This is a genomic window from Rickettsia endosymbiont of Ixodes scapularis, from assembly GCF_000160735.1.
GTDB lineage: Bacteria > Pseudomonadota > Alphaproteobacteria > Rickettsiales > Rickettsiaceae > Rickettsia > Rickettsia tamurae.
Genome location: NZ_CM000770.1, coordinates 157,465 through 179,055, shown reverse-complemented (window position 1 = coordinate 179,055; position 21,591 = coordinate 157,465). Strand labels below are relative to the sequence as shown.

The following is a 21,591-nucleotide window of genomic DNA, read 5'->3' as shown; positions in this document are numbered from 1 at the left end:
ATAATACTTGTATAATGATTGAGCGTTTTTTAGCAAAAGATATTAAATCTTTTTTAAATGAGTTTTTAGCTGTAGCTATTTTAGGCCCAAGACAAGTGAGAAAAACTACTTTGGCAAAAGAAATAGCCGCACAAATATCCCCTACCCCTTTTTTAGACTTAGAGAAGCCTTCAGATTTAGCAAAATTATCTGATCCTGAGCTTTACTTTCAAACTCATTCTAACCATTTAGTTATTATTGATGAAATTCAAAGAATGCCGCAGCTTTTTCAAGTTTTACGTAGCGTTATTGATGAAAGACGTCAGCAGGGGCAAAAGGTTAAACAATTCTTACTTCTTGGTTCTGCTTCTAAAGAATTATTAAAGCATTCCTCAGAATCGTTAGCAGGTCGTATAATTTATACTCAGCTTTGTGGTTTTAATATTCAAGAAGTTAGAAAAGCCGTATATATTGATGATAATTTATATGGCTTAGGGGCAGCTTTCCCGATAGCTTTCTTAGTGCTTCGGATAATAGTAGTATGAATTGGCGGCAATCTTTTATCATGACTTATTTAGAACGTGAAATACCGCAACTCGGCTATAATATATCTACAGAAATTTTACGTAGAACATGGACTATATTTGCTCATTGTCAAGGCGATTTACTAAATACTAGCAAAATAGCAGCAAGCCTTGGGATATCAGTCCCTACTATAATGAGATATATTGCTCTCTTTGAGGATTTATTCCTTATAAACGCGAGTTTCGTATTAAGATGCCTAAATTATGGTTAATGAATATGCTATAATGCTTATCCTTTCAAGGTTTGTAAGAGGTGTGACAAGTTTTACAATTTAATAGTTATAGTCAAAAAAGACAATTTACTAAAAATTTATGCAGTTTTAAGTACATTTTATAACAAAAACAATATTACTAATATCCTCGTAACCCAGTTACTATCAGCTATTCAGTTCCTCTATTAATACGAAACTCGCGTTAATTTGATGTTTAATTTTAAACCAATAATGTTCTATAGGATTAAGGTCAGGACTGTAAGTAGGAAGGAATAAAATACTTGCCCCTACCGATTCAATTAATTCTTTTACCTTAGAGTTTTTATGAAAATTAATATTATCCATTACTACGACTTGTCCTGCCCTTAATTCTTTAATGAGTATATCCTTGACATACGTCTCAAAAATAGCTTTATTACAATTGCCTTCAAATATTAGAGGTGCTACAATATTGCTATTAAATAGGCCAGCAATCATACTAATTCTGTGTTTGTGCTGATAAACTTTTTCACCATAACATCTTTCTCCTTTTGGGCTCCAGCCATGTTCTCGACACGCATTATCTTCTATTCCTGATTCATCCAAAAACACTAGTTTATCTTTGTCTATGGTGGTTATCTTTTCTATAAACTCATTTCTTAATTTATGATTTCTTTTGGGATGAAGAAAAGTTTTTTTATAGCTGTAACCAACTTTTCTAATCATGTTTATTATAGTTCTTGCTGACACTTTACTAGGATACAAGATGGCTAGCTCTCGACTGCTTTTATCTTTATTAGATTCCAAAAATTTTTTAAATCCTTCCATATCTGTTATTTTATGACTATGCCCTTTTTGATAGCCAGTTTTTAATTGAACATCTCCTGTTTCTTTCTTTAATTTCTTCCAATCATATATTACTTTACGGCTGATATTAAATACTTGACTTGCTTCTATTATTCTTTTCCCTGACTCAATATATTGAATCACTCCCTTTCTTAAATCATATGAATATGGACTTGGCATAACTATTTTCTAATTACTTTACCATATCCTTTTATTAATATCACTATCTTAATTGCCTATGCTATACCCGGGAAAGGATAAATATTATCTTAATTCACAAGTTGAAGTAGTTCCTTTGCATTATCTTCTTGATCTATTAAAATACAGAGCTGTAATAGCTGCATAATTTAGGTTTTGTTGCATGGCTCGAAGAACCCGCTCGATGTCATTCCCGCGAGGCATTGTTGCGTGGATCGTCTTTTCCGTCATTGCGAGGAAATTACGTAAGTAATTGACGAAGCAATCCAGTAAAAAATTCTGATTTACAGAATTTTTTTGTTATTTTTTCTGGATTGCCACGCTCCTTGCAGTCGCTAGCAATGACGACTCGGTATCCAGGCAGGCAATGCTGAGCTAAGAATGACCCTAACCTACTACTGATTAATTCTTGTTGTACAGATTCTTTCGGTGATTTCTTTTAATTTTTCTATTCTTTCAATAAGATAAAGTAGTTGTTCTTTTGTAATTTTATAATTTTTATCATATCTTGCATCAACATAAGCTTTTTGTAGTAATTTAAAACATTCCTCTTGCTCCGGCGTTGCCATAGGAAATACCTGTAATAGCTCAATATGATATTTTCTTACTCTACTACCTAACTTTTTTATATCATCCAATTTAGGTTTATAGTTAGAAAAAACTAATAAAAAAATAGTACTGTAAAAACTTTCGGTAGCTTGATGAAGTGAAAAGGCTGATAAAGCATACTCCAAATCGTTTAAATAAGTAGTTGCCCCTTTTAAAAAACCTTTACCTCTACCAAACCAATAATCATAATTATCTTTAGCAATTTCTTTCATTTCACTCCAAGGCAATTCATCAGGCAAAGCTTTTGTTCCTATGATAGAAATTATTACTACCGGCAATAAATCCCTATGTTTCATACCTTTCTTAATTTGATTAATGTAGGTATAACAACTGTAAAGCTGCGTTCTATTAAGATAATCTTTCTCCATTTTACGCTGCATCTCGATTATATAACATCTACCAGTTTCATCTTTAACTTTTAGATTGAATAAACTTCTTTTCCCTTCAAGAAATAAAGGCAATTTGTTCAGTAGTTATATAGCTTAAATCTATGATTCTATCTCCTTTCGATAACCTAAGAAGAGAGTTCAGTAAATTTATTAATTTTACTTTATCGCTAAATAATTTTTTAAATGCGACATCATTTGTACCGTCTAAATATCTTTGCATAAATAATTATATCTTTAGTCAGTTTTTATATATAGTAAATTAATACCTATCATTATCATCATATACTCCCCAAATTACTTTCTTGGAAATCCAACCTGTGTAATCCTTACATGTAATTTGGCAGAATTGTTCTTTACATTTTTTTAAACCGCAGCGAACCTTGGGCATTAATTTTGCTATAACTCGGCTTTTAGGGTCTGCGGATTTGGTAAGTTCTATTTTCTTATCAGAAGTAATAATTACTGATCTTTTACCTGATAAGACGCTTGAATGTATCCAACCGCCTTCGCCGTTAATGTCACGTACTTGTCGCCATTGCTCGTACTCTGCAGTTATTTCTACCGGTTCGCCTTTTTTAACAAAAACCCATTCTACAGCAGATTTAGTAGTTGGTCCGCTTCTTGCATTTACTTCATTAGATTTTATTGAAACAAATCTCGGAATAGGCAATTTTTTATTATCGGCGTTAATTGTTGTTGATAATATTACAATAATTAAAGTAATAAGAATTTTAATCATTATCTTCCGCTTCAGATAAAGCATCTTCTTTTTTTGCTATTATATAATTACCAAGCCTAAATTGTACTTTTATTCTATTAATTTCCTGCTCGCTAATACCTATATTTTTTAGGACTATTCCACCGATTTGTAATCCAGTCTCATAACTTTCCGGAATAATAGTTGTGGCGCCTAAATCATAAAACTCTCTAGCATTTTTTAAATTTTTTAACTTAACGACAACCGGTATATCCTGATAATTACTGCTAATTGTTTTAAGCGATTTCTTAATAGTTACTTGATTATTCATAGTAAGTATTATAGCGAATGCTCTTTCCGTACCTAATGCCTTTAGAGTATCGGCTTGCGATACATCACCTTTAAAAACCGGTAAACCGTTTGATAGCTCTTCTTTGACTCTATCATCATCTAAATCAAGTATTACGTAACTTATACCTTCTGCTTCTAAAACTCTTGCTACCATTTTACCGGTATTACCGAGTCCGGCAATAATAATATGGTTTGTTAAATCTCTTGCACCAAGCTCAATCATTTGAGTCGGAGTTTTACCTAGTCCTTTATCAACTTTCTCGGCAATCTTTTTCCCTAAAGCTGCGAGTAATGGAGTAAGTGCCATAGTAAAAGTAACTACGAGTAATAATATATCGGCAGTACTTTCTTCTAATACTCCGCTATCTTTACCTAAACTGAATAATATAAAACCAAACTCTCCGCCTTGCGATAATAATAAGCCTGAATAAAAAGCAACTCCTTTATTAAAACCGAATAAAATACAAAAAGCCGTTATGATTAAGGTTTTTATACCTATTAAAGCAATAGATAAAGTAAGAATATGAGATATTTTTTCATACATTTCTAGGGCATCGATATTCATACCGACGGTCATGAAAAACAATCCTAAAAATAAACTTTTAAAAGGATAAATACTTTCTTCTGCCTGCAATCTAAATTCAGTTTCCGCAACTAATACTCCGGCAACAAATGCTCCTAGAGCTAAAGACAAACCAAATGTTTCAGTAGCCCAAGCAGCAGAAAGTACTATTAACAAAGTCATCGAAATAGGTAACTCGCTTGCATTATTACTTTCTGATGAAATGAATGAAAATACAGGACGAAGAAAAACACGACCGACAATAAATATTGTAAGTAAGGCCGTTACGGCTTTTAAGAGTGCAATACCAAGAGCCGCTGCAAGCGAGGCTTTATCGTTACCGGCAAGTAACGGAACTATCACAAGCAATGGAACTACGGCCAAATCTTGCAGTAATAGAATAGCTAAAGAAACTCTTCCTATTTGCGTTGATTGACTACGATTTTCCTCAATAACCTGCATAACAAGTGCCGTAGATGAAAGGGCAAGACCACCGCCGGTAATGATAGCCGCACTACTATTACCGTCTATAAGTACCATTGCACCGGCAATTACTATAGCAGTCGTTAAAACTTGCAAACTACCGAGACCAAAGACATATCGCCTCATAGCTTTTAATCGCTCGAAGGATAACTCAAGACCTATTGCAAATAATAGAAATACTACACCAAGTTCACCTAGTAACTTAGTTTGCTCATATGTTACGATTTTTAAACCGTGATCACCTATTGCAGCTCCCGCAATTAAGTAACCAAGTACTGGACTTAATCTAAGACGCTTAAGTATAGCCACGATAAAAACCGCAGTACCGAGTAAAATTATAACGTTAATAAGAATATGATCGTTCATCTTTTCCAAATTTCTTCTAGCTTAAAATGCTCCCGTGCTTCAGGATAAAAAATATTAATTAAAATAGTACCTGCATCTATTAGTACCCACTCTGATTTACCAAGCCCCTCAATATTACTATTTACACCGGCATTATTTTTTAATTCTAAAGCTACATATTCGGCAATTGCTCCAACATTTTTAGTCGAACGACCGCTAGCAAATATAATATAATCGGCTAATTTATGTTTTCCTGTTAAATCAATTACCTCAATATCTTCTGCTTTTTTCTCACTCAAACATTCTAAGATAAATAATTTTAATTCTTCAGCTTCTTTTTTCATAATAATTAATAAATGACATAATAATATTAATTATTATATGCATAAGAGTAGAGTTTATCAATGAATGTTTAAAATTCTATAATAAAAATTCATATAAAGCTTTACTTTAACCAAAAAAACTTTAATTAATATTTATAGGCTTTTATATCTAAAAAGTGATAAAATAATGGCAATATCTGCAGAAGAGCTAGAAAAAATACTTAAGGAATCCTTTCCAAACAGTATAATAAAAATTACTGATTTAATAGGAGATCAAGACCATTATGCATTAGAAATATCAGATGTTCAATTTAATGGACTTTCTTTAATTAATCAACATAAATTAGTAAAAAATGCCTTATCTGAAATATTAAATACAAAACTACATGCAATTACCATAAAAACTATCGCAGTTCCTGAAAAATAATTACAAATAATAATATAATAAATCTTATACAAATTCAACTTATTTTTAATTAAGTTTTATACTTACTTAGCATTAAGATTATAATTTTTCTGATAAAACCAAATTTTAAATTAACTTTTGCATTGGTCAACAATATGTTGACTTCTATTCTTACATAGAGTATATTATAATTTAATCTATATCTCATCTCTAAATGCAATATAAACTCAGCTTTTCTAAAACAGCTTTAAAAAATTTACTCAAAATTTCTACAAAGAAAAGAAAAATTAGAACAACTAAAGCTAAATCCTTATATGGAAAATAATAATATCAAGAAATTAATAGGACACGATGGTTATAGATTAAGGATTGGGGACTATAGAATTATATATAGAATAAATAAAGGAAAGTTAGAAATTCTAGTAAATAATGTTGATGTTAGAGGAGAGGTATATAAATGAGTAATAAACATATAATAGAATATCAAGGAAAGCCTGCTTTTGTTGTTATACCTTTTAATGAATATCAGGAACTTATCAATAAAAAACAATGTATTACCGATGAAACATTATACACTGAAGCTATAGCCAAAAATGAGAAATATTTTCCTGAAGAATTAGTACAAAAAATCCTGGACGGGAAAAATCCTATTAAAGTTTATCGTGAATATAGAGGGTTATCTCAAGAATAATTAGCTATTAAAATCGGTAAAACTAAGCAATATATATCATCTATTGAAAAAGGATTACGAAAAGGCATAATAGATACACTAAAAAAACTAAGTACCGTTCTAAATGTTGATTTAGATATGTTATAGTTCATTAAATTATTACTAATAGCAAATTACAATAAGTAATTTGCTATTAGTAAGTGGATTTTTAGAAATTTACTTTAAGTCTTAGCGTACCGGATTGAGCATGGTATTTTTTAGCTAAGTTCAACCCGTAATGCACTCCGTACTCCATTCTGCCTTTCTTAAGTACTACCCCTGCTCCTAAATCATACAGCATTTTAGTAGGTTTAGGTGACGGTACCGGTAGAGGCTCATTAAGACCGTTAAGATCTGCAATGATTGCCGGTGTTTTACCTTTAAAGTCGTAATTAATAAAGGCATGAACTTGCGGTCTAATTATGAACTCATCCTTATAGAAAGTTGTTTTAATGTCCCCCTTCGGGGATAAGAAATCCCTCGCCTTCAGGCGAAGGGAAGATATAATGAAATTGCTTTAGCAATGAATTTATATCAAGAAACATGAGAAGTTATAGAAAGAATAGTCATAGTCAGTATGATTTAAAAGTACATCTTATATGGATACCAAAATATAGGAAGAGAGTATTGATAGGCAAAGTAGCGGAAAGGGCTAGAGATTTACTAAGGCAGATTTGTATGGGACATGAAGTATATATAATTTCAGGGAAAATATCATGTGATCACGTACATATGTTTATCTCATATAAATCACAAATATCTCTTAGCAAGTTAGTACAGTATTTAAAAGGTAGTAGCTCAAGAATTTTATTGCAAGAATTTGCTCATTTAAGAAAACAATTTTGAGGCAATCATTTGTGGGCTAGGGGCTATATGGCGGTCAGTTCAGGTAATATAACTGATAAAATGATACAGCGCTATATTGATGAACAGGAAGGTGAACCTGTGAATGATGATCGATTTCTAATCGATTCCACTTTATAACCCCTCAGCTTATAGCTGAGGGTTCTTTAGTTTCACCGCCGAGTATCCCCTCAACCTTATTATATTGACGCTTCTGAATAGTTAGATTTTGGAAAGAAGTACCGTATTCCTGATAACCAGAATCTTTAATCTTAGTAAGTCTGAAACCTGCCATCGGTGCAAATGAAGTTTCTTTCCATAGATAATTATAGCCCCCAACTACTTGACCGCTATAAGAAGTTGAATAATACTTACCGTGTGCCGTTTCATAACCGCCTATAATATTACGTAGTTCATTAGTTTTAATATCGCTTCGTGAATAGGTAGTTACGCCTTCTACAAACCAATTATTTATAAAGTTATATAAACCGTATATAGAACCCATGTTAGTTCCGACCTTAGTAGTATTACCGGCTTTAGCATTTTGGTAACGTAACTTCGTATCGACTCTAGTATAAGCAGCACCAAGAACTATATTATCGTTTATAACGGTATCGACCCCGATTGAACCACCGGTAGATTTAGCTTTATAACCGCTAAGTCCGTTAAAGGCTTTTTGTACCGCTTTGCCGTAATATGGGCTAACCCATACTCCGTAAACGGAATTATTAGCATTACCTTCATCGAGTTCACTGTTTGTCCTCCAGCTGGTGCTTCTATAATCAATTGTGAGCCAGCAGTAGCTATATTAACCTACCTCCTAAGGCAAAATTTCTTGGAACGGTAACCGTAAACTCTCCGTCGACCGGACCTACAACATTACCTATATTAATTGTTGCTGTTCCGATACTCACATTAGTAGCAAGAAGGTTAGTATAAACGTCTAATATACCATTATTAGCCTGAAGAATCGGACTTGCAAAAGTATAAGGATTTATGCCTACAGCACCGTTAAATTGAAGTCTAGCTGCTGCATTGTTATAATCAACTCCTGCTGTTGCAGTTAATGTTCCTCCTACTGCAGCTATCCCATCACTAGTAAAATTAAAGTTATTAACTGTAACATTACCTCCCAAATCAACAGCTGTAGTATTATCGCCTTAAACATTTAATGTATTAATCGCATTATTGGCTCCTATATTTCCGGTAAACGTACTACCCGGCAAAATTTAATGTATTATTTCCTTCGGCTAAGGAATTAATTATATTCCCACCGGTAGCTCCGCCGACATTCGCATCGGCAGCTATTGTTACTTGTGCGGCAGTATCTTTAAAATCTATATCAGAAATTACGCTTTTTTGAAAGCGTGTTAACGAGTTGTGCGTAAATTATACTAACCCTCCATTTCCTGTATCAATTCCCGTTTCCCAATCTACACCATAATGGGTGTCACCTCCAACAAGAGGCTGATACTGGTTTCCTATCTGAATAGTTTGTGCAAAGATAGTTCCTGTAATTGTAACCGGATTTTGATTTAGAAGTTGTCCCGGCTCATCGGCTATCCCATCGGTACTAAATATGTTAAGCCTTTTTGTTCCCCCTGTTCCGTTGCCACTACCTGTATCAAGTGCAATTTCTCGTTTACCAGAAGCCACGTGTACTCCTAATTGACCCCTTAAATCCTGTGCCGGAATTAGTTTCACAGTAGCTATAAATTTTGCTTCATTTTTGATCCATTACTTACTATATAACTAGAATTTGAGCCGGAAAAATTGATATTTTTTGTAGGTTGTATATCTACAACTTCATTTCCTGGGGAGTAAACTGAAGTATCGGTTGCAAGATTATATCTTGATCCATTAAGGTTACCAATATTAATAGCATTCGCTTTATTCCAATTTGGATTTTTAACAACGAATGGCGTATTAGTAGCTATTGTAAGATTATTTTGACCCTGAACATCAGTTATAATAGTGTGTTCATCCAAGTAAACGGTAGGATCAGCAGGAGCAACAACTGTAGAAGCAATAGTCAAAGTACTAACAGTGTTGTTAAAATTCATATTATTAACGTAATAAGTGTTACCTGTTAAAGTTAAAGCCGCCCCGTTATTAGGACAATCGATATTTAGTCCACTTCCGGCACCATTAGATGTAACATTACCGAGATTTATTGCGGTATTGGTCGGTACAGTCATAACTGCGTTATTATTGGCACCTATATTTAAAGAGCCAATTGAAACATTAGCAGTGAAATTAAACACTCCTCCAAGTGCTAAATCATCCCCTGGGGCAAAAGGCGTTCCACCATCAAGGTTAAAGCCTGTGGATAACACAGCATTTGGACCTATGACGGTTCGAACCCCAAGTGCACTTGTGCTAGCAAGCATCACTGCCGCAGTTGATGCGAACATGCCTTTTTTTATTAAATTTTTTAGAGTATTTTTTCGTTGACTTGACATAACATCTCCTAAATTTGGACTTAATTTTCTAAATTATAAATTCGAGACTAGTATTCATTAACAAATATAAATTTTATGTATTTTTGGAAGATTTTCTTACTACATGACAATTTTTAGAGATGTAAGGACTAAAGGATTGAATTTTGCTGATAATTCATGATGATAACGGGGAAAGAACTTGGTTTACATATGAAAGATCATTCCGCCCCTCTAGTCGAATTATTACAAAAACATATTTCGCTTAATTTATCAAGAGCAAAATGTTTAGGATTATTTATCATTTCAATGCTTAACAGCAGGACAGTAAACATGTCATTGTTATGCAATAGAATGCCATCTGGGATTAAAGCAGCTTCATGGTATAGAAGGATGCAAAGATTTATCTCTGAAATCTCAATATCATGGAGAGTATTACCTGTTATGTTAGTCATGATGACTGGGCTTGAGCAGGAGCAAAAATGGGTATTGTGTTTAGATAGAACGAAAGGTAATACTCTCCATGATATTGAGATTTCAGAGATAAATCTTTGCATCCTTCTATACCATGAAGCTGCTTTAATCCCAGATGGCATTCTATTGCATAACAATGACATGTTTACTGTCCTGCTGTTAAGCATTGAAATGATAAATAATCCTAAACATTTTGCTCTTGATAAATTAAGCGAAATATGTTTTTGTAATAATTCGACTAGAGGGGCGGAATGATCTTTCATATGTAAACCAAGTTCTTTCCCCGTTATCATCATGAATTATCAGCAAAATTCAATCCTTTAGTCCTTACATCTCTAAAAATTGTCATGTAGTAAGATAAATGTTAGATATATCAATTCAAGAATTAATAAATAAGTGGCAAAAATACCTCGTTTTGCAAAGAAATTGCTCTAATCATACAGTAATTTCTTATAATAATGACCTTAAGCATTTCCTTGAGTTTATGAATTATTATAATTCAGAGCTTGTAACGATAAATCATATTAAAACCGCAGATATAAGATTAATCCGAAGTTGGCTTGCAAAACGTAACTGTAATAATTTTACCACTTCTTCAATTTCACGTGGTTTATCTGCAGTAAAAAATTTTTATAGGTTTTTAGAGAAAACAACACAATTAAATAGTCATATAATTTTTTCTATAAAATCTCCTAAAAAAACTAAATTGTTACCAAAAGCTTTATCGGAGGATGATGTAGTAATATCACTTGAACATATTGAAGAATATGGGAATGTTAAGTGGGTAGAACTTAGAAATAAAGCCCTACTTGTTCTTATATATGCTTCAGGTCTACGTATATCGGAGGCATTATCAATTACGAAACTTCATCTACAAAATCTAGAATTTATAAGAATAATAGGTAAAGGTAGTAAAGAAAGAATAATTCCGTGGTTACCGATTACTAAAAATTTAATTACCAAATATTTAGAAATATTGCCGTATAAGCTAGGGGATAATGAACCGATATTTAGAGGAAAGCAGGGTAAGAAATTGCAGCCCCCGGTATTTAATCGTGAATTAATTAAATTAAAGCATTTTTATGGTTTACCGCAGCATTTAACTGCTCATTCATTTAGACATAGTTTTGCTTCACATTTGCTTGAGCATGGTGCAGATTTGCGCTCTATTCAAGAGCTATTAGGTCATAAAAGTTTATCTACTACACAAAATTATACTAAAACAAGTATAAAGCATTTAGAGGCTGTATATACTACCGCATATCCAATTAAAAAATAAAATATATTAATATTCATAATCTTCTTGCGTTAATTTTAAGTTATATATTATATTATTTTAAAAATCTTATAAATATAATATATTAAAGCTAATATTGAGATATTAATATGTTAGAAACACCTAAATTACCTATGGGATATAAACCTTCTAAAGATGAAGAATATATGTGTCCTAATCACCTAGAATATTTTAGACAAAAACTTTTAATATGGAAAGAGGATTTATTAAAGGAATCTCAAGAGACTTTAGATCATTTAAAGGAAGAAAATTTAAAAGAATCCGATCTTAACGATTGTGCTACTCATGAAATAGAAAGAGCTTTTGAGCTTCGTAGTAGAAATAGATATTGTAAATTAATGAGTAAAATAGAAGAAGCATTATCACGTATTAAAAATGGGGAATATGGTTACTGTGAAGAAACAGGCGACCCAATAGGTATAAAAAGATTAGAAGCACGACCTATTGCTGCATTATGTATTGAAGCTCAAGAGCGTCATGAAAATTATGAGAGAAGTCATTTGGATGAGCCTGGAAACTGAGTAGCTAAGTAATTTATGTAGTGGATACTGAGTCGTCATTGCGAGAAGAAACTATAAGTTTCGACGAAGCAATCCACTAAAATGCGTAGCATTTTTATTATTTTTCTAGATTGCCACGCGGTCTTTGACCGCTCGCCAATGACGATTTTGTCTCCACGCAACAATGTTCACGACTATTAGCGTTTATATACCTTAAAACCTAAAGAAGTTAGAGCATTTACCGTTTCAAATAAAGGTAATCCCATAACATTTGAATATGAGCCGGAAATAAATGAGATAAAAGCTTCTGCATAACCGGAAATTTTGCACCCGCCGGCTTTATCTATTCCCTCATCCAAAGAACAATAAAAATTGATCTCTTCATCACTTAATTTTTTGAACTTAACAATAGTCTGAACTATTTTTTGTCTAACTGTAAGCTGATCATTCTCTTTTTTGATAATACATAAACCGGTATGGACACGATGACGACGTCCGGATAACATCTTAATACAATTCTTGACTTCTTCGTAAGTAGTAGCTTTCGGCAATATTCTTCTACCTACTGCCGCTACGGTATCGGCAGCTATAATTATAGCTGATTCCTCTATTTGAGATGCAACTTTTATAGCTTTTTCGTAAGCAAGTCTTATGGCTAAGAGAGCAGGTAATTCACGCAAATTAGGTGTTTCGTCTATATCTGCTGGAATAATTTGTGAAGGAGTAATTCTTATTCGGTGTAGTAATTCAATTCTTGCAGGAGAGCTTGATGCTAATATAATCGGTAGGTTTTTTTTGTTCTGCTTCATACTTATAAAGACTAGTGACGATGAATCACACGCCCTTTAGTTAAATCATAAGGAGTCATTTCTACCGTAACTTTATCTCCTAGTAATATTCTGATACGATTTTTACGCATCCTACCGGAAGTATGAGCAATAATTACATGATCATTCTCAAGCTTTACTCTGAAAGTAGCATTAGGTAAAAGTTCAAGTACTGTACCTGTAAACTGAATGAGGTCGTCTTTTGACATTAGGTTTAAATTTATATTTATGGTCGGGGCGGAGAGATTCGAACTCCCGACCCTCTGGTCCCAAACCAGATGCGCTACCAGGCTGCGCTACGCCCCGAGAATTAATTATGTCTATACTATATACTCTATTATTCGTAGCAAATCAATTTGTTTATGTAAAAATTTATAGATTTTGCTAAATAAAGAAAGATGTGTATTTCTTAAGTTTTATATACGATTTACCGAATTTCTATAAAAAACCTTACTACATGACAATTTTTAGAGATGTAAGGACTAAAGGATTGAATTTTGCTGATAATTCATGATGATAACGGGGAAAGAACTTGGTTTACATATGAAAGATCATTCCGCCCCTCTAGTCGAATTATTACAAAAACATATTTCGCTTAATTTATCAAGAGCAAAATGTTTAGGATTATTTATCATTTCAATGCTTAACAGCAGGACAGTAAACATGTCATTGTTATGCAATAGAATGCCGTCTGGGATTAAAGCAGCTTCATGGTATAGAAGGATGCAAAGATTTATCTCTGAAATCTCAATATCATGGAGAGTATTACCTGTTATGTTAGTCATGATGACTGGGTTTGAGCAGGAGCAAAAATGGGTATTGTGTTTAGATAGAACGAATTGGAAATTTGGTAAACGACATATAAATATTTTATATTTAGCTGTCAGTTTTCATGGTATAGCGATCCCCCTTTTTGGAATTTTCTAAGTGATAAAAAGTGTGGTAACTCTGATTATATTGAGCGTATTGATCTGATGGAGTGTTTTTTAGAAGTTTTTGACAAAAACCGCATTGAAGCATTAACCGCTGATAGAGAATTTATAGGTAAGGAATGGCTCTCTTGGCTTAGAACAAATCAAATAAGATACGTTTTTCGAGTTAGAGAAAATAGACAATATATCAGTAATGCAAGGGGAAAAATGGTTAAAATACAAGAGTTATTTCGCCCTCTAGCCATAGGATCGCATGTGAGTTTGTCACAACGTAGAATTGGTACAAAAGGTGAAATATTTAATGTAGTAGGGATCAGAAATAAGAAGAGTGAACTTGCAGTCTTAATACATAGTGATGAGATCAAAAATCCTGCTGAGATATATGCTCAAAGATGGCAAATTGAAACAATGTTCAAAGCTTTTAAATCAGCAGGATTCAACTGTGAAGCAACTCATATTACTAATGATTTACGATTAGATACATTGATGCAAATATTGTCTATTGCATTTTGCCTAGCTTATCAAACTGGAGAGATTATAGTTTTAGATAAACCAATAGTTATTAAAAAACATGGTTATAGGCAAAATAGTATATTTCGTGTTGGATTAGATACATTGGTTAATATCTTGTATAATATTTCTACTCAATTAGTACGTTGGATACAGCTGTTGTCCTTGATATTCCAATATCCAAAGATGATAAAATGAAAAATTGTCATGTAGTAAGCAAATTTCCAATTCGTTCTATCTAAACACAATACCCATTTTTGCTCCTGCTCAAACCCAGTCATCATGACTAACATAACAGGTAATACTCTCCATGATATTGAGATTTCAGAGATAAATCTTTGCATCCTTCTATACCATGAAGCTGCTTTAATCCCAGACGGCATTCTATTGCATAACAATGACATGTTTACTGTCCTGCTGTTAAGCATTGAAATGATAAATAATCCTAAACATTTTGCTCTTGATAAATTAAGCGAAATATGTTTTTGTAATAATTCGACTAGAGGGGCGGAATGATCTTTCATATGTAAACCAAGTTCTTTCCCCGTTATCATCATGAATTATCAGCAAAATTCAATCCTTTAGTCCTTACATCTCTAAAAATTGTCATGTAGTAAGCAAAATTTTGTAATTCTCTTAATCCCTCTGCTTCATTTATTGCAGAATAAACTGCCTTTAAATCAGCTGTTACCAATTTTAAATCTTTATATGATACGTATTTTACAGAGTTTCTTACCATATGAACAATACACAGTTGTACTGTGGTTTTTGGGAAAATGCTATTTATTGCTTCTGGAAAACCTTTAAGACCATCAACACACGCAACATATATTTGTTCTACACCACGATTCTTCAGTTCTGTTACTACTTGCATCCAAAATTTAGATCCTTCATTCTTGCCTATCCAAATACCTAATAGTTCCTTCTTGCCTTCTATATTCACGCCAATATCTAGATAAACTGCTTTATTTATTATTATATGATTGTCTCTTGCCTTAACATGAATACAATCTACATTATAGGATATACACTATCAAGTGCTCTATTCTGCCACGCAGTAACTTCCTCTAAAATGCCATCAGTTACCTTTGATATTAACTCAGATGATACTTTGGTGGCATATAGTTCTTCTAAGTGCCCTTGTATTTCTCGAATAGTCATTCCCCTAGCATATAAAGATATTACTTTATCATCAAATCCTTCAAATCTCCTTACTCCTTTTGGAATTAGTTGAGGTTCAAATTCTCCTTCCCGATCCCTTGGCACTTCTACTATCAATTTACGACCCTCGGAATCTATTAGAGTCTTTTCATAATTGCCATTACGTCTATTATCTGACTCCTTGGTATTCTTAGAATGCTTCTCATAACCTATATGAGATTCCATTTCTTTTTCTAAAATCTTATTTACTATCTGCTTTTTAATTTCCTGAAATATTCCTTCTTTGCCAAATATCTCAGATGGATCACTTTGTGATAGTATTTCTGATACTACTTTTTCTATAGTCGGATTTGATACTTTACTCTTATTCTTCATATTAGCCTCATGTAAGTTGTTTTAATTAATTTTATTCTTAACTATTTTTATAACTTACACAAACTTTCTGATACCTCCTCGGAGGATAATATGTTACTTCAACTTAATATTGCTGATAAAAAAGATTTTATCGATTTTACTTCTATAATCCCTAGAAACTTGCAACAATGTTTTGCAACCGAACCTTTAACCGTACAATCCATATGACACGCTAGGCTCTATTTTTAAAACCTATAATAAAAATTGTCTTAGGGCTATTTTGGATAATGACAGGAATTATTTCAAGTATTTTTGCTTATGATGCTAGTATGCAAATTATAATATCACTAGGATTTGATAAACAAATAGTACCTTACATATTATATGGAAGCTACTTTACAGATATTATTCTTGGAATTCTACTAATTATCAAAAATAAAATGAGTAGGATATGTAGTTTACAAATTTTATTAATACTAGCTTATACTCTACTATTAACATATATTAAGCCAATATTATGGCTAGATCCGCTTGGTCCAATATTTAAAAATATTCCAATAATATTACTTAACGCGAGTTTCGTATTAAGATGCCTAAATTATGGTTAATGAATATGCTATAATGCTTATCCTTTCAAGGTTTGTAAGAGGTGTGACAAGTTTTACAATTTAATAGTTATAGTCAAAAAAGACAATTTACTAAAAATTTATGCAGTTTTAAGTACATTTTATAACAAAAACAATATTACTAATATCCTCGTAACCCAGTTACTATCAGCTATTCAGTTCCTCTATTAATACGAAACTCGCGTTAAATTAGTATTGTCCCGTGGTCAAGCCGGTGTTGTTGTGTGGATACCACCCCGTCATTGCGAGCAGCCGTAGGCCTTGTTGCATGTACTCCAAACTCCTATCGAGGAATAATCGGGCAATAAACCGATTATTAAGGTAGGGATTACAATACCGATAATCGTAAAACTTAAGGCTTTTTTTCGACCGTATATATCCCCTATACGTCCAAAAATATAAGCACCTATAGGTTTTGATAAATATGCTACTGCATAAACGGCAAAAACATTTACAAGCTTTGTTAATGGATCAGTACCGGCTGAAAAGAATTTATCGGCGATAATTGCCGCTGAAAAACCATATAAACTATAGTCGTAATACTCAATGATAGTGCCTAAAAAAGCACCGAGAACTTTATTGCTTGATTTTGTTTGTTTCATTTTAAAGGTATATGTCATTTTCGGTGTCATCCCGTGGCTTGTCCAGCGTTGTTGCATGGATAGGTTTTCCCGTCATTGCGAGAAGAATTACGTAGTAATTCGACGAAGCAATCCAGTAAAAAATTCTGATTTACAGAATTTTTTTATTATTTTTTCTGGATTGCCACGCTCCTTACAGTCGCTCGCAATGACGATTAGGTATTATCCATACGGGAATGACATAGGTATACATGACCACTTTGGCCGTTACTTAAAATCCTTCAAAGACCTTTATATAAAGGTGGACTTCATATATCTAAACTGAATTAGTATTAGACAGGGACGATGTCCTAAAAGTTATTGGTAGTCCTAGGTTAATATTAAGCTCACGAACCAAGCAGCCAAGAGCTAATATATCACTTTCTCATTTTACATGCAAGGTTTTCTAGGTAACCTGCTATAGTAGTTAAGGTTTCTGCGAATTTTTCTTCGTCGGGATGATTTTTTTGAAGGCCGTTTTTATTAAGTTTTTCTGTTAGACTAGCTATTTCAGCTTGAGCATTAAGTGATGCCATAACTAATAATAGCTCAAAAGAGGCTGTGGGACTACCAAGTTTAATTTCCGCTATTTTATCATTCAATTTATTCGCTAAAGATAGTAATTCTTCCTCATCTCCATTATTACAATATAATTGAAAACTCTTGTTATTTAATGTTACCGTAACAATTGACATAATTATTTTTGCTGTTTTTTTATTTCTTCAAGTTCATTAATATAAATGTTAATTTGATCTAGCATTTTTATATAATTATCTTTTAATTCTTTATTTTCGTTTTGTAATTTTTTAATTTCATTTAGATCATACTCATGAATCTTCAATAACTCATCAAGTTTATGCTCTACTTCTTCCATTAATTTCTTTAGACTGCTTACATAACTTGCTTCTAAAGGTAATTTGTACGTCGATAGGGTACTCGCATCCTCACGTACTTCTTTGTACGCTGCGGTTCTGCGTTCCGTGTCTCCTTCAAATTCCTCTTTATTAGCTTCGTTCTGTAAGCAGTCTAATATTTCATTATCCATTTTCGTTTAAGCGTTAATTATGAATGGATGACTTACAATAATAATCGATAACATTATAATAGATATAAGTACTAATTGTTTTTTACGTTTATAATTTATCAATGCCGTAGCTCTTTTATTACTTAATAATTTTTCGGTTTCGTTCTGTTTAGTAGCTTCTATCTGCTCTGCATTTCGATCTTTTACATTAAGATAATCCAAGTATAATTTTAAGTAACCTCTTACGTATACTTCTCCCGGTAAAACATCAAAATTATCCTCTTCTAAAGCTACTAAATATTTTTTTCTAATTTTTAAATCACTAGATACCTGATTTAAAGTTTTACCCGAATCTAACCTAATTTGCTTAAGCATTGATGACATAATTTACTCAAGTTTTTGTAAGAATATTTCAAATTTCTTATTTGCTAAAATAATTATATTTAAGTCTATAGTTTCTTGAGATTTAATTTCTTTAATAAAATCAAGAAAATTTCTAACTAAGTTATTATTATCATCAATCCATAAATCTAAATCAATAGTTGTTTTAGATTTATTAATTATTTTTATTAATAATCTACGTTGTTTATCATATAAATCATCTTTTAGCGATTGAATACCTAAGCGACGCCAAAATGAATCATTCAATTGCCTATAACAAGCTTTACGTAACCAATCAAGACTAAACATATCACTTATAGCAAAATAAGCTTTTGCTATCTCTTTATTATTTCCTGAAGTCTGTTTTGTTACATATATAATGTCAAATACTGAAATTAAATTGTCAAATGTAGCGATAGTAGCAGCAAATGATTCCTCTACCCCGCTAGTTGTATAATAATTTAATTTTTCTTCAAATCTTATTTTAGTTTCTCCGACTAATAAAGTACCTACCGTTTTTCTTAAGTTTTGTGCAGGAACTCTAAACTCTTCTATAGTTTCACTAATATTAATAGGATGTTTTAAATTTTTAATAAACCACGAAATACCTCGACGCATTAATTTCGTTATTTCGGTAAACATGTCGATTTTTACATTGTAATCAATATTAGTAGGTAGCTTACTTATCGTTTCCCATATATCATCAAGATCAAAAATTTCACAAATAATGGTATATGACCTTATTATATCACAAAGAGGAGCCCCAATCTCACGCTTTACAATACTAATAAGCGGTCCTCCAAGCTGATTAATTATTTTATTTATAGTAACGGTTTTAATAATCTCATGTTTAAGAGGATGAGATAAAATTTCATTATAAAACTTTTTTTGCATCATTTCAGGAAAATAATCTATAAGATATGCATCAAAATATTTATCATGGGAAAAAGTAGAATTAAGTAACTCGTGATAAGCCGACCTTTTACTATATGATAGCAGTAAGCAAAGCTCAGGACGAGTTAATACTTCACCGCTAATAGCTCTTCTATTCAATTCTTCTGCACTAGGCAAAAATTCATTTTCCCGCTCTAATACTTTTTCTTCTTCTAAAATATCTATAAATTGACTAAGTATATTAACGGTTAAAGTAGGAGATAGTTGCATAATTGTTATTGCTTCGGTTTGCTTATAATTATCAAGCAATACTAACTCTTCAACTTGCTTTGTCATATCGTTTAGAAGTTTATTACGTTCTTCTAAAGTAATTTTTCCTGAGGTTACCGCACTACTTAAAGCAATCTTGATATTTACTTCATGATCAGAGCAATCAACACCTGCTGAATTATCAATAAAGTCGGCATTTATGCGTCCGCCTTTTTTAGCATATTCAACTCTACCTCTCTGTGATACACCGACATTACCGCCTTCTGCTATAACCTTTGCTCTAATTTCTTCACCGTTACATCTAAGGTTATCATTTGCTTTATCACCGATTTCTAAATTATTTTCCGTTTTAGCTTTAATATAAGTGCCTATTCCGCCATTCCACAATAAATCAACATCTGCTTTTAAAATAGCTTTAATTAATTCTTCCGGTGACATCTCATTATCATTTATATCAAGTAATTTTTTAATTTCCGGTGATAATTTTATTAATTTACTACTGCGTTCAAATACTTTGCCTCCTTTAGAAATCAGCTTAGAATCATAATCGGACCAATTAGAACCCTTTAAATTAAATAAACGCAAACGCTCATTAAAACTTGATAAAGGATCAGGAGTAGGATCAATAAATATATGTTTATGATTAAAGGCGGCGACTAACTTAATAGTCTCTGATCTTAGCATACCGTTACCGAACACGTCTCCCGACATATCTCCTATACCTACGACGGTAATAGGGTCTTTTTGGACATCTAACCCTAAAGTTTTAAAGTGATTAGTTACGGAAATCCAAGCTCCTTTGGAAGTAATAGCCATTTTTTTATGATCGTAACCTGCAGAACCACCGGAAGCAAAAGCATCATCAAGCCAGTAATTATATTCTCTTGCCACACTATTAGCATAATCCGAAAATGAAGCTGTACCTTTATCGGCAGCAACCACTAAATAAGGATCTTCTTTATCATAAATAATAACCTCTTTCGGATATACTACTTTACCGTCAATGATATTATCGGTTATGTCTAATAAACCTCTCAGGAAATTCTTATAGCATTCTACCACTTTTTCCATATATTCATCACGAGTAAGCCCTTCCTCAGTAAAATGAACATAAAAGCCGCCTTTAGAACCGACAGGGACAATAACGGAATTCTTCGTCATTTGTGCTTTCATAAGCCCAAGGACTTCAAACCTATAATCTTCTGCTCTATCCGACCATCTAAGCCCCCCGCGCGATACGGGACCGCCTCTTAAATGAACAGCTTCAAAATTTCTAGAATAAACAAATGCTTCGGCAAACGGAACAGGTTTAGGCAAATCCAGTACTTTTGAAGAATCAAACTTAAATGAAAAAATATGTTTATGTGGTTGATAGTAATTTGTTCTAGTAATAGCATTAACTATACCAAGCATATTACGTAGTACTTTATCTTCACTACTCATCTCAACGGTTACTAAGTAGTTATTTAGTTTGTCTTTAATTACGTCACAATTATTAGACATCTTCCCAAACTTCGCTTCTAGAGGTAATTTAGACGTCGAACCGGTACTCGCATCCTCACGTACTTCTTTGTACGCTGCGGCGGCAAGTGCTTCCGTGTCTCCTTTAAATTCCTCTCTATAAGCTGGTTTAGAAAGATTTCTATCATTGGAGTATTTAGGATTGAATTTTATATCAAATAGATTTACCAACATTTTTGTATATTCGGGATGTTTAAGTAACGTTAACTGTACATAACCTTTACCGTAACTAAATCCTGTTTGATGT

At 32.6% G+C, this 21,591-nt stretch carries 27 protein-coding genes, 1 tRNA gene, 1 other RNA gene and 7 pseudogenes; 13 read left to right on the top strand and 23 right to left on the bottom strand.

All coding sequences use genetic code 11. The features are described from left to right. Window positions 1-14 precede the first annotated feature (14 nt). Together REIS_RS00940 and REIS_RS15090 are read left to right on the top strand one after the other, a co-directional pair. On the top strand, window positions 15-524 hold the full coding sequence (locus REIS_RS00940) for an AAA family ATPase (protein ID WP_008579370.1): 510 nt from the start codon (window positions 15-17) through the stop codon (window positions 522-524). Further along, the gene (locus REIS_RS15090; protein WP_241760908.1) at window positions 521-775 is read left to right on the top strand and encodes a DUF4143 domain-containing protein; all 255 of its coding nucleotides are present in this window, start codon (window positions 521-523) and stop codon (window positions 773-775) included. Before REIS_RS00940 ends, REIS_RS15090 begins: the two co-directional genes overlap by 4 nt. A gap of 165 nt (window positions 776-940) precedes the next feature. Here the strand turns inward: REIS_RS15090 and REIS_RS11850 are convergent, their stop codons facing one another. The 6 genes and pseudogenes from REIS_RS11850 to rsfS all read right to left on the bottom strand — a co-directional run bounded on the left by REIS_RS11850 (window position 941) and on the right by rsfS (window position 5,578). Next, the gene (locus REIS_RS11850) at window positions 941-1,780 is read right to left on the bottom strand and encodes an IS630 family transposase (RefSeq protein WP_008579368.1); all 840 of its coding nucleotides are present in this window, start codon (window positions 1,778-1,780) and stop codon (window positions 941-943) included. 262 nt (window positions 1,781-2,042) lie between these two features. Beyond that, window positions 2,043-2,130 (bottom strand): annotated as a pseudogene (locus REIS_RS15290) (lytic transglycosylase domain-containing protein); the annotation flags it as partial. 63 nt (window positions 2,131-2,193) lie between these two features. Continuing rightward, a pseudogene (locus tag REIS_RS15285) lies at window positions 2,194-3,016 on the bottom strand (Rpn family recombination-promoting nuclease/putative transposase). Between the two features lie 39 nt (window positions 3,017-3,055). Beyond that, the gene (locus tag REIS_RS00915; RefSeq protein WP_037214346.1) at window positions 3,056-3,535 is read right to left on the bottom strand and encodes an SH3 domain-containing protein; all 480 of its coding nucleotides are present in this window, start codon (window positions 3,533-3,535) and stop codon (window positions 3,056-3,058) included. Then, window positions 3,528-5,255, bottom strand: coding sequence for a monovalent cation:proton antiporter-2 (CPA2) family protein (locus REIS_RS00910; RefSeq protein ID WP_008579363.1), 1,728 nt, complete (start codon window positions 5,253-5,255; stop codon window positions 3,528-3,530). The genes REIS_RS00915 and REIS_RS00910 overlap by 8 nt, the downstream gene beginning before the upstream one ends. Next, window positions 5,252-5,578, bottom strand: a complete 327-nt coding sequence (rsfS, locus tag REIS_RS00905) for a ribosome silencing factor (RefSeq protein WP_008579362.1) — start codon at window positions 5,576-5,578, stop codon at window positions 5,252-5,254. Before rsfS ends, REIS_RS00910 begins: the two co-directional genes overlap by 4 nt. 166 nt (window positions 5,579-5,744) lie before the next feature. On the opposite strand from rsfS, the gene REIS_RS00900 reads away from it, so the two are divergent. The 5 genes and pseudogenes from REIS_RS00900 (at window position 5,745) to tnpA (ending at window position 7,656) form a co-directional block, all read left to right on the top strand. Continuing rightward, window positions 5,745-5,984, top strand: coding sequence for a BolA/IbaG family iron-sulfur metabolism protein (locus REIS_RS00900; RefSeq protein ID WP_008579361.1), 240 nt, complete (start codon window positions 5,745-5,747; stop codon window positions 5,982-5,984). A 293-nt stretch (window positions 5,985-6,277) separates the two neighbouring features. Continuing rightward, complete coding sequence (locus tag REIS_RS15280) at window positions 6,278-6,424, top strand: type II toxin-antitoxin system RelE family toxin (protein WP_233466343.1); 147 nt, start codon at window positions 6,278-6,280, stop codon at window positions 6,422-6,424. Then, window positions 6,421-6,654: a hypothetical protein gene (locus REIS_RS00890; RefSeq protein WP_050755342.1), complete on the top strand. Its 234-nt coding sequence runs from the start codon at window positions 6,421-6,423 to the stop codon at window positions 6,652-6,654. The genes REIS_RS15280 and REIS_RS00890 overlap by 4 nt, the downstream gene beginning before the upstream one ends. A 6-nt stretch (window positions 6,655-6,660) precedes the next feature. Further along, the gene (locus REIS_RS16320) at window positions 6,661-6,780 is read left to right on the top strand and encodes a helix-turn-helix domain-containing protein (RefSeq protein WP_371256146.1); all 120 of its coding nucleotides are present in this window, start codon (window positions 6,661-6,663) and stop codon (window positions 6,778-6,780) included. A 435-nt stretch (window positions 6,781-7,215) separates the two neighbouring features. Beyond that, a pseudogene (gene tnpA / locus REIS_RS00880) lies at window positions 7,216-7,656 on the top strand (IS200/IS605 family transposase). 4 nt (window positions 7,657-7,660) lie between these two features. Here the strand turns inward: tnpA and REIS_RS11845 are convergent. The 4 genes from REIS_RS11845 to REIS_RS14785 form a co-directional block, all read right to left on the bottom strand. Further along, a complete protein-coding gene (locus REIS_RS11845) occupies window positions 7,661-8,302 on the bottom strand; it encodes an autotransporter outer membrane beta-barrel domain-containing protein (protein ID WP_233466345.1) in 642 nt (213 codons plus the stop codon). A gap of 16 nt (window positions 8,303-8,318) precedes the next feature. Further along, window positions 8,319-8,651: a hypothetical protein gene (locus REIS_RS00870; RefSeq protein ID WP_037214351.1), complete on the bottom strand. Its 333-nt coding sequence runs from the start codon at window positions 8,649-8,651 to the stop codon at window positions 8,319-8,321. 253 nt (window positions 8,652-8,904) lie between these two features. Continuing rightward, window positions 8,905-9,219, bottom strand: a complete 315-nt coding sequence (locus REIS_RS00865; protein WP_008579360.1) for a hypothetical protein — start codon at window positions 9,217-9,219, stop codon at window positions 8,905-8,907. 5 nt (window positions 9,220-9,224) lie between these two features. Next, window positions 9,225-9,977 (bottom strand): hypothetical protein, encoded by a 753-nt coding sequence (locus tag REIS_RS14785; protein WP_008579359.1) that lies wholly within the window; start codon window positions 9,975-9,977, stop codon window positions 9,225-9,227. Window positions 9,978-10,133: 156 nt separating this feature from the next. On the opposite strand from REIS_RS14785, the pseudogene REIS_RS16785 reads away from it, so the two are divergent. The 3 genes and pseudogenes from REIS_RS16785 to dksA form a co-directional block, all read left to right on the top strand. Further along, a pseudogene (locus REIS_RS16785) lies at window positions 10,134-10,460 on the top strand (transposase); the annotation flags it as partial. Between the two features lie 328 nt (window positions 10,461-10,788). Continuing rightward, window positions 10,789-11,706, top strand: coding sequence for a tyrosine recombinase XerC (locus tag REIS_RS00845; RefSeq protein WP_008579357.1), 918 nt, complete (start codon window positions 10,789-10,791; stop codon window positions 11,704-11,706). A gap of 107 nt (window positions 11,707-11,813) precedes the next feature. Next, window positions 11,814-12,245 (top strand): RNA polymerase-binding protein DksA, encoded by a 432-nt coding sequence (gene dksA, locus REIS_RS00840; protein WP_008579356.1) that lies wholly within the window; start codon window positions 11,814-11,816, stop codon window positions 12,243-12,245. Window positions 12,246-12,421: 176 nt separating this feature from the next. On the opposite strand, the gene REIS_RS00835 is transcribed toward dksA, so the two are convergent. The 3 genes from REIS_RS00835 to REIS_RS00825 all read right to left on the bottom strand — a co-directional run bounded on the left by REIS_RS00835 (window position 12,422) and on the right by REIS_RS00825 (window position 13,357). Further along, window positions 12,422-13,033 carry a Maf family protein gene (locus REIS_RS00835; protein WP_008579355.1) on the bottom strand — a complete coding sequence of 204 codons (612 nt, stop codon included), beginning with the start codon at window positions 13,031-13,033 and terminating at the stop codon, window positions 12,422-12,424. A gap of 11 nt (window positions 13,034-13,044) precedes the next feature. Continuing rightward, window positions 13,045-13,260, bottom strand: a complete 216-nt coding sequence (infA, locus tag REIS_RS00830; protein ID WP_008579354.1) for a translation initiation factor IF-1 — start codon at window positions 13,258-13,260, stop codon at window positions 13,045-13,047. A 20-nt stretch (window positions 13,261-13,280) separates the two neighbouring features. Next, window positions 13,281-13,357 (bottom strand) — tRNA-Pro (locus tag REIS_RS00825). 204 nt (window positions 13,358-13,561) lie between these two features. Between REIS_RS00825 and REIS_RS11830 the strand changes: the two genes are divergently transcribed. Both REIS_RS11830 and REIS_RS11825 read left to right on the top strand, forming a co-directional pair. Beyond that, window positions 13,562-13,978: a hypothetical protein gene (locus REIS_RS11830; protein ID WP_008579269.1), complete on the top strand. Its 417-nt coding sequence runs from the start codon at window positions 13,562-13,564 to the stop codon at window positions 13,976-13,978. Further along, on the top strand, window positions 13,924-14,691 hold the full coding sequence (locus REIS_RS11825) for an IS4 family transposase (RefSeq protein ID WP_338109792.1): 768 nt from the start codon (window positions 13,924-13,926) through the stop codon (window positions 14,689-14,691). Before REIS_RS11830 ends, REIS_RS11825 begins: the two co-directional genes overlap by 55 nt. On the opposite strand, the gene REIS_RS00815 is transcribed toward REIS_RS11825, so the two are convergent. The 3 genes from REIS_RS00815 to REIS_RS10665 are packed head-to-tail and all read right to left on the bottom strand — an operon-like array spanning window position 14,628 to window position 16,029. Beyond that, on the bottom strand, window positions 14,628-15,050 hold the full coding sequence (locus REIS_RS00815) for a hypothetical protein (protein WP_008579489.1): 423 nt from the start codon (window positions 15,048-15,050) through the stop codon (window positions 14,628-14,630). The two genes, REIS_RS11825 and REIS_RS00815, sit on opposite strands and share 64 nt — an antisense overlap. Continuing rightward, complete coding sequence (locus REIS_RS10670; RefSeq protein ID WP_241760931.1) at window positions 15,047-15,466, bottom strand: transposase; 420 nt, start codon at window positions 15,464-15,466, stop codon at window positions 15,047-15,049. Before REIS_RS10670 ends, REIS_RS00815 begins: the two co-directional genes overlap by 4 nt. Before the next feature lie 38 nt (window positions 15,467-15,504). Then, complete coding sequence (locus REIS_RS10665; protein WP_008579336.1) at window positions 15,505-16,029, bottom strand: IS256 family transposase; 525 nt, start codon at window positions 16,027-16,029, stop codon at window positions 15,505-15,507. A 266-nt stretch (window positions 16,030-16,295) separates the two neighbouring features. Here REIS_RS10665 and REIS_RS00805 point away from each other — a divergent pair, with 266 nt between their 5' ends. Beyond that, entirely contained in the window at window positions 16,296-16,616 is a 321-nt protein-coding gene (locus REIS_RS00805) for a DoxX-like family protein (protein WP_037214360.1), read from the top strand. 287 nt (window positions 16,617-16,903) lie between these two features. On the opposite strand, the pseudogene REIS_RS00800 reads toward REIS_RS00805, so the two are convergent. From REIS_RS00800 to REIS_RS16775, 7 genes and pseudogenes are all read right to left on the bottom strand, one after another. Beyond that, window positions 16,904-17,236: pseudogene (locus tag REIS_RS00800) on the bottom strand (MFS transporter); the annotation flags it as partial. Between the two features lie 227 nt (window positions 17,237-17,463). Then, window positions 17,464-17,622: non-coding RNA, 6S RNA (gene ssrS / locus REIS_RS11820), on the bottom strand. A 9-nt stretch (window positions 17,623-17,631) separates the two neighbouring features. Beyond that, a complete protein-coding gene (locus REIS_RS00795; protein ID WP_008579304.1) occupies window positions 17,632-17,949 on the bottom strand; it encodes a cell division protein ZapA in 318 nt (105 codons plus the stop codon). Window positions 17,950-17,951: 2 nt separating this feature from the next. Beyond that, the gene (locus REIS_RS00790) at window positions 17,952-18,299 is read right to left on the bottom strand and encodes a palindromic element RPE1 domain-containing protein (protein ID WP_008579303.1); all 348 of its coding nucleotides are present in this window, start codon (window positions 18,297-18,299) and stop codon (window positions 17,952-17,954) included. A gap of 6 nt (window positions 18,300-18,305) precedes the next feature. Continuing rightward, entirely contained in the window at window positions 18,306-18,662 is a 357-nt protein-coding gene (locus REIS_RS00785; RefSeq protein WP_008579302.1) for a helix-turn-helix domain-containing protein, read from the bottom strand. Window positions 18,663-18,665: 3 nt separating this feature from the next. Then, a pseudogene (locus REIS_RS00780) lies at window positions 18,666-21,320 on the bottom strand (NAD-glutamate dehydrogenase domain-containing protein); the annotation flags it as partial. Window positions 21,321-21,470: 150 nt separating this feature from the next. Beyond that, window positions 21,471-21,591: pseudogene (locus REIS_RS16775) on the bottom strand (hypothetical protein); the annotation flags it as partial.

Bases quoted from the DNA above. Each gene is read 5' to 3' on its own strand.
- REIS_RS00940 (WP_008579370.1), top strand. From the start codon at position 15: ATGATTGAGCGTTTTTTAGCAAAAGATATTAAATCTTTTTTAAATGAG.
- REIS_RS15090 (WP_241760908.1), top strand. From the start codon at position 521: ATGAATTGGCGGCAATCTTTTATCATGACTTATTTAGAACGTGAAATA.
- REIS_RS11850 (WP_008579368.1), bottom strand. From the start codon at position 1,780: ATGCCAAGTCCATATTCATATGATTTAAGAAAGGGAGTGATTCAATAT.
- REIS_RS00915 (WP_037214346.1), bottom strand. From the start codon at position 3,535: ATGATTAAAATTCTTATTACTTTAATTATTGTAATATTATCAACAACA.
- REIS_RS00910 (WP_008579363.1), bottom strand. From the start codon at position 5,255: ATGAACGATCATATTCTTATTAACGTTATAATTTTACTCGGTACTGCG.
- rsfS (WP_008579362.1), bottom strand. From the start codon at position 5,578: ATGAAAAAAGAAGCTGAAGAATTAAAATTATTTATCTTAGAATGTTTG.
- REIS_RS00900 (WP_008579361.1), top strand. From the start codon at position 5,745: ATGGCAATATCTGCAGAAGAGCTAGAAAAAATACTTAAGGAATCCTTT.
- REIS_RS15280 (WP_233466343.1), top strand. From the start codon at position 6,278: ATGGAAAATAATAATATCAAGAAATTAATAGGACACGATGGTTATAGA.
- REIS_RS00890 (WP_050755342.1), top strand. From the start codon at position 6,421: ATGAGTAATAAACATATAATAGAATATCAAGGAAAGCCTGCTTTTGTT.
- REIS_RS14785 (WP_008579359.1), bottom strand. From the start codon at position 9,977: ATGTCAAGTCAACGAAAAAATACTCTAAAAAATTTAATAAAAAAAGGC.
- REIS_RS00845 (WP_008579357.1), top strand. From the start codon at position 10,789: ATGTTAGATATATCAATTCAAGAATTAATAAATAAGTGGCAAAAATAC.
- dksA (WP_008579356.1), top strand. From the start codon at position 11,814: ATGTTAGAAACACCTAAATTACCTATGGGATATAAACCTTCTAAAGAT.
- REIS_RS00835 (WP_008579355.1), bottom strand. From the start codon at position 13,033: ATGAAGCAGAACAAAAAAAACCTACCGATTATATTAGCATCAAGCTCT.
- infA (WP_008579354.1), bottom strand. From the start codon at position 13,260: ATGTCAAAAGACGACCTCATTCAGTTTACAGGTACAGTACTTGAACTT.
- REIS_RS11830 (WP_008579269.1), top strand. From the start codon at position 13,562: ATGATGATAACGGGGAAAGAACTTGGTTTACATATGAAAGATCATTCC.
- REIS_RS00815 (WP_008579489.1), bottom strand. From the start codon at position 15,050: ATGATGATAACGGGGAAAGAACTTGGTTTACATATGAAAGATCATTCC.
- REIS_RS10665 (WP_008579336.1), bottom strand. From the start codon at position 16,029: ATGAAGAATAAGAGTAAAGTATCAAATCCGACTATAGAAAAAGTAGTA.
- REIS_RS00805 (WP_037214360.1), top strand. From the start codon at position 16,296: ATGACAGGAATTATTTCAAGTATTTTTGCTTATGATGCTAGTATGCAA.
- REIS_RS00795 (WP_008579304.1), bottom strand. From the start codon at position 17,949: ATGTCAATTGTTACGGTAACATTAAATAACAAGAGTTTTCAATTATAT.
- REIS_RS00790 (WP_008579303.1), bottom strand. From the start codon at position 18,299: ATGGATAATGAAATATTAGACTGCTTACAGAACGAAGCTAATAAAGAG.
- REIS_RS00785 (WP_008579302.1), bottom strand. From the start codon at position 18,662: ATGTCATCAATGCTTAAGCAAATTAGGTTAGATTCGGGTAAAACTTTA.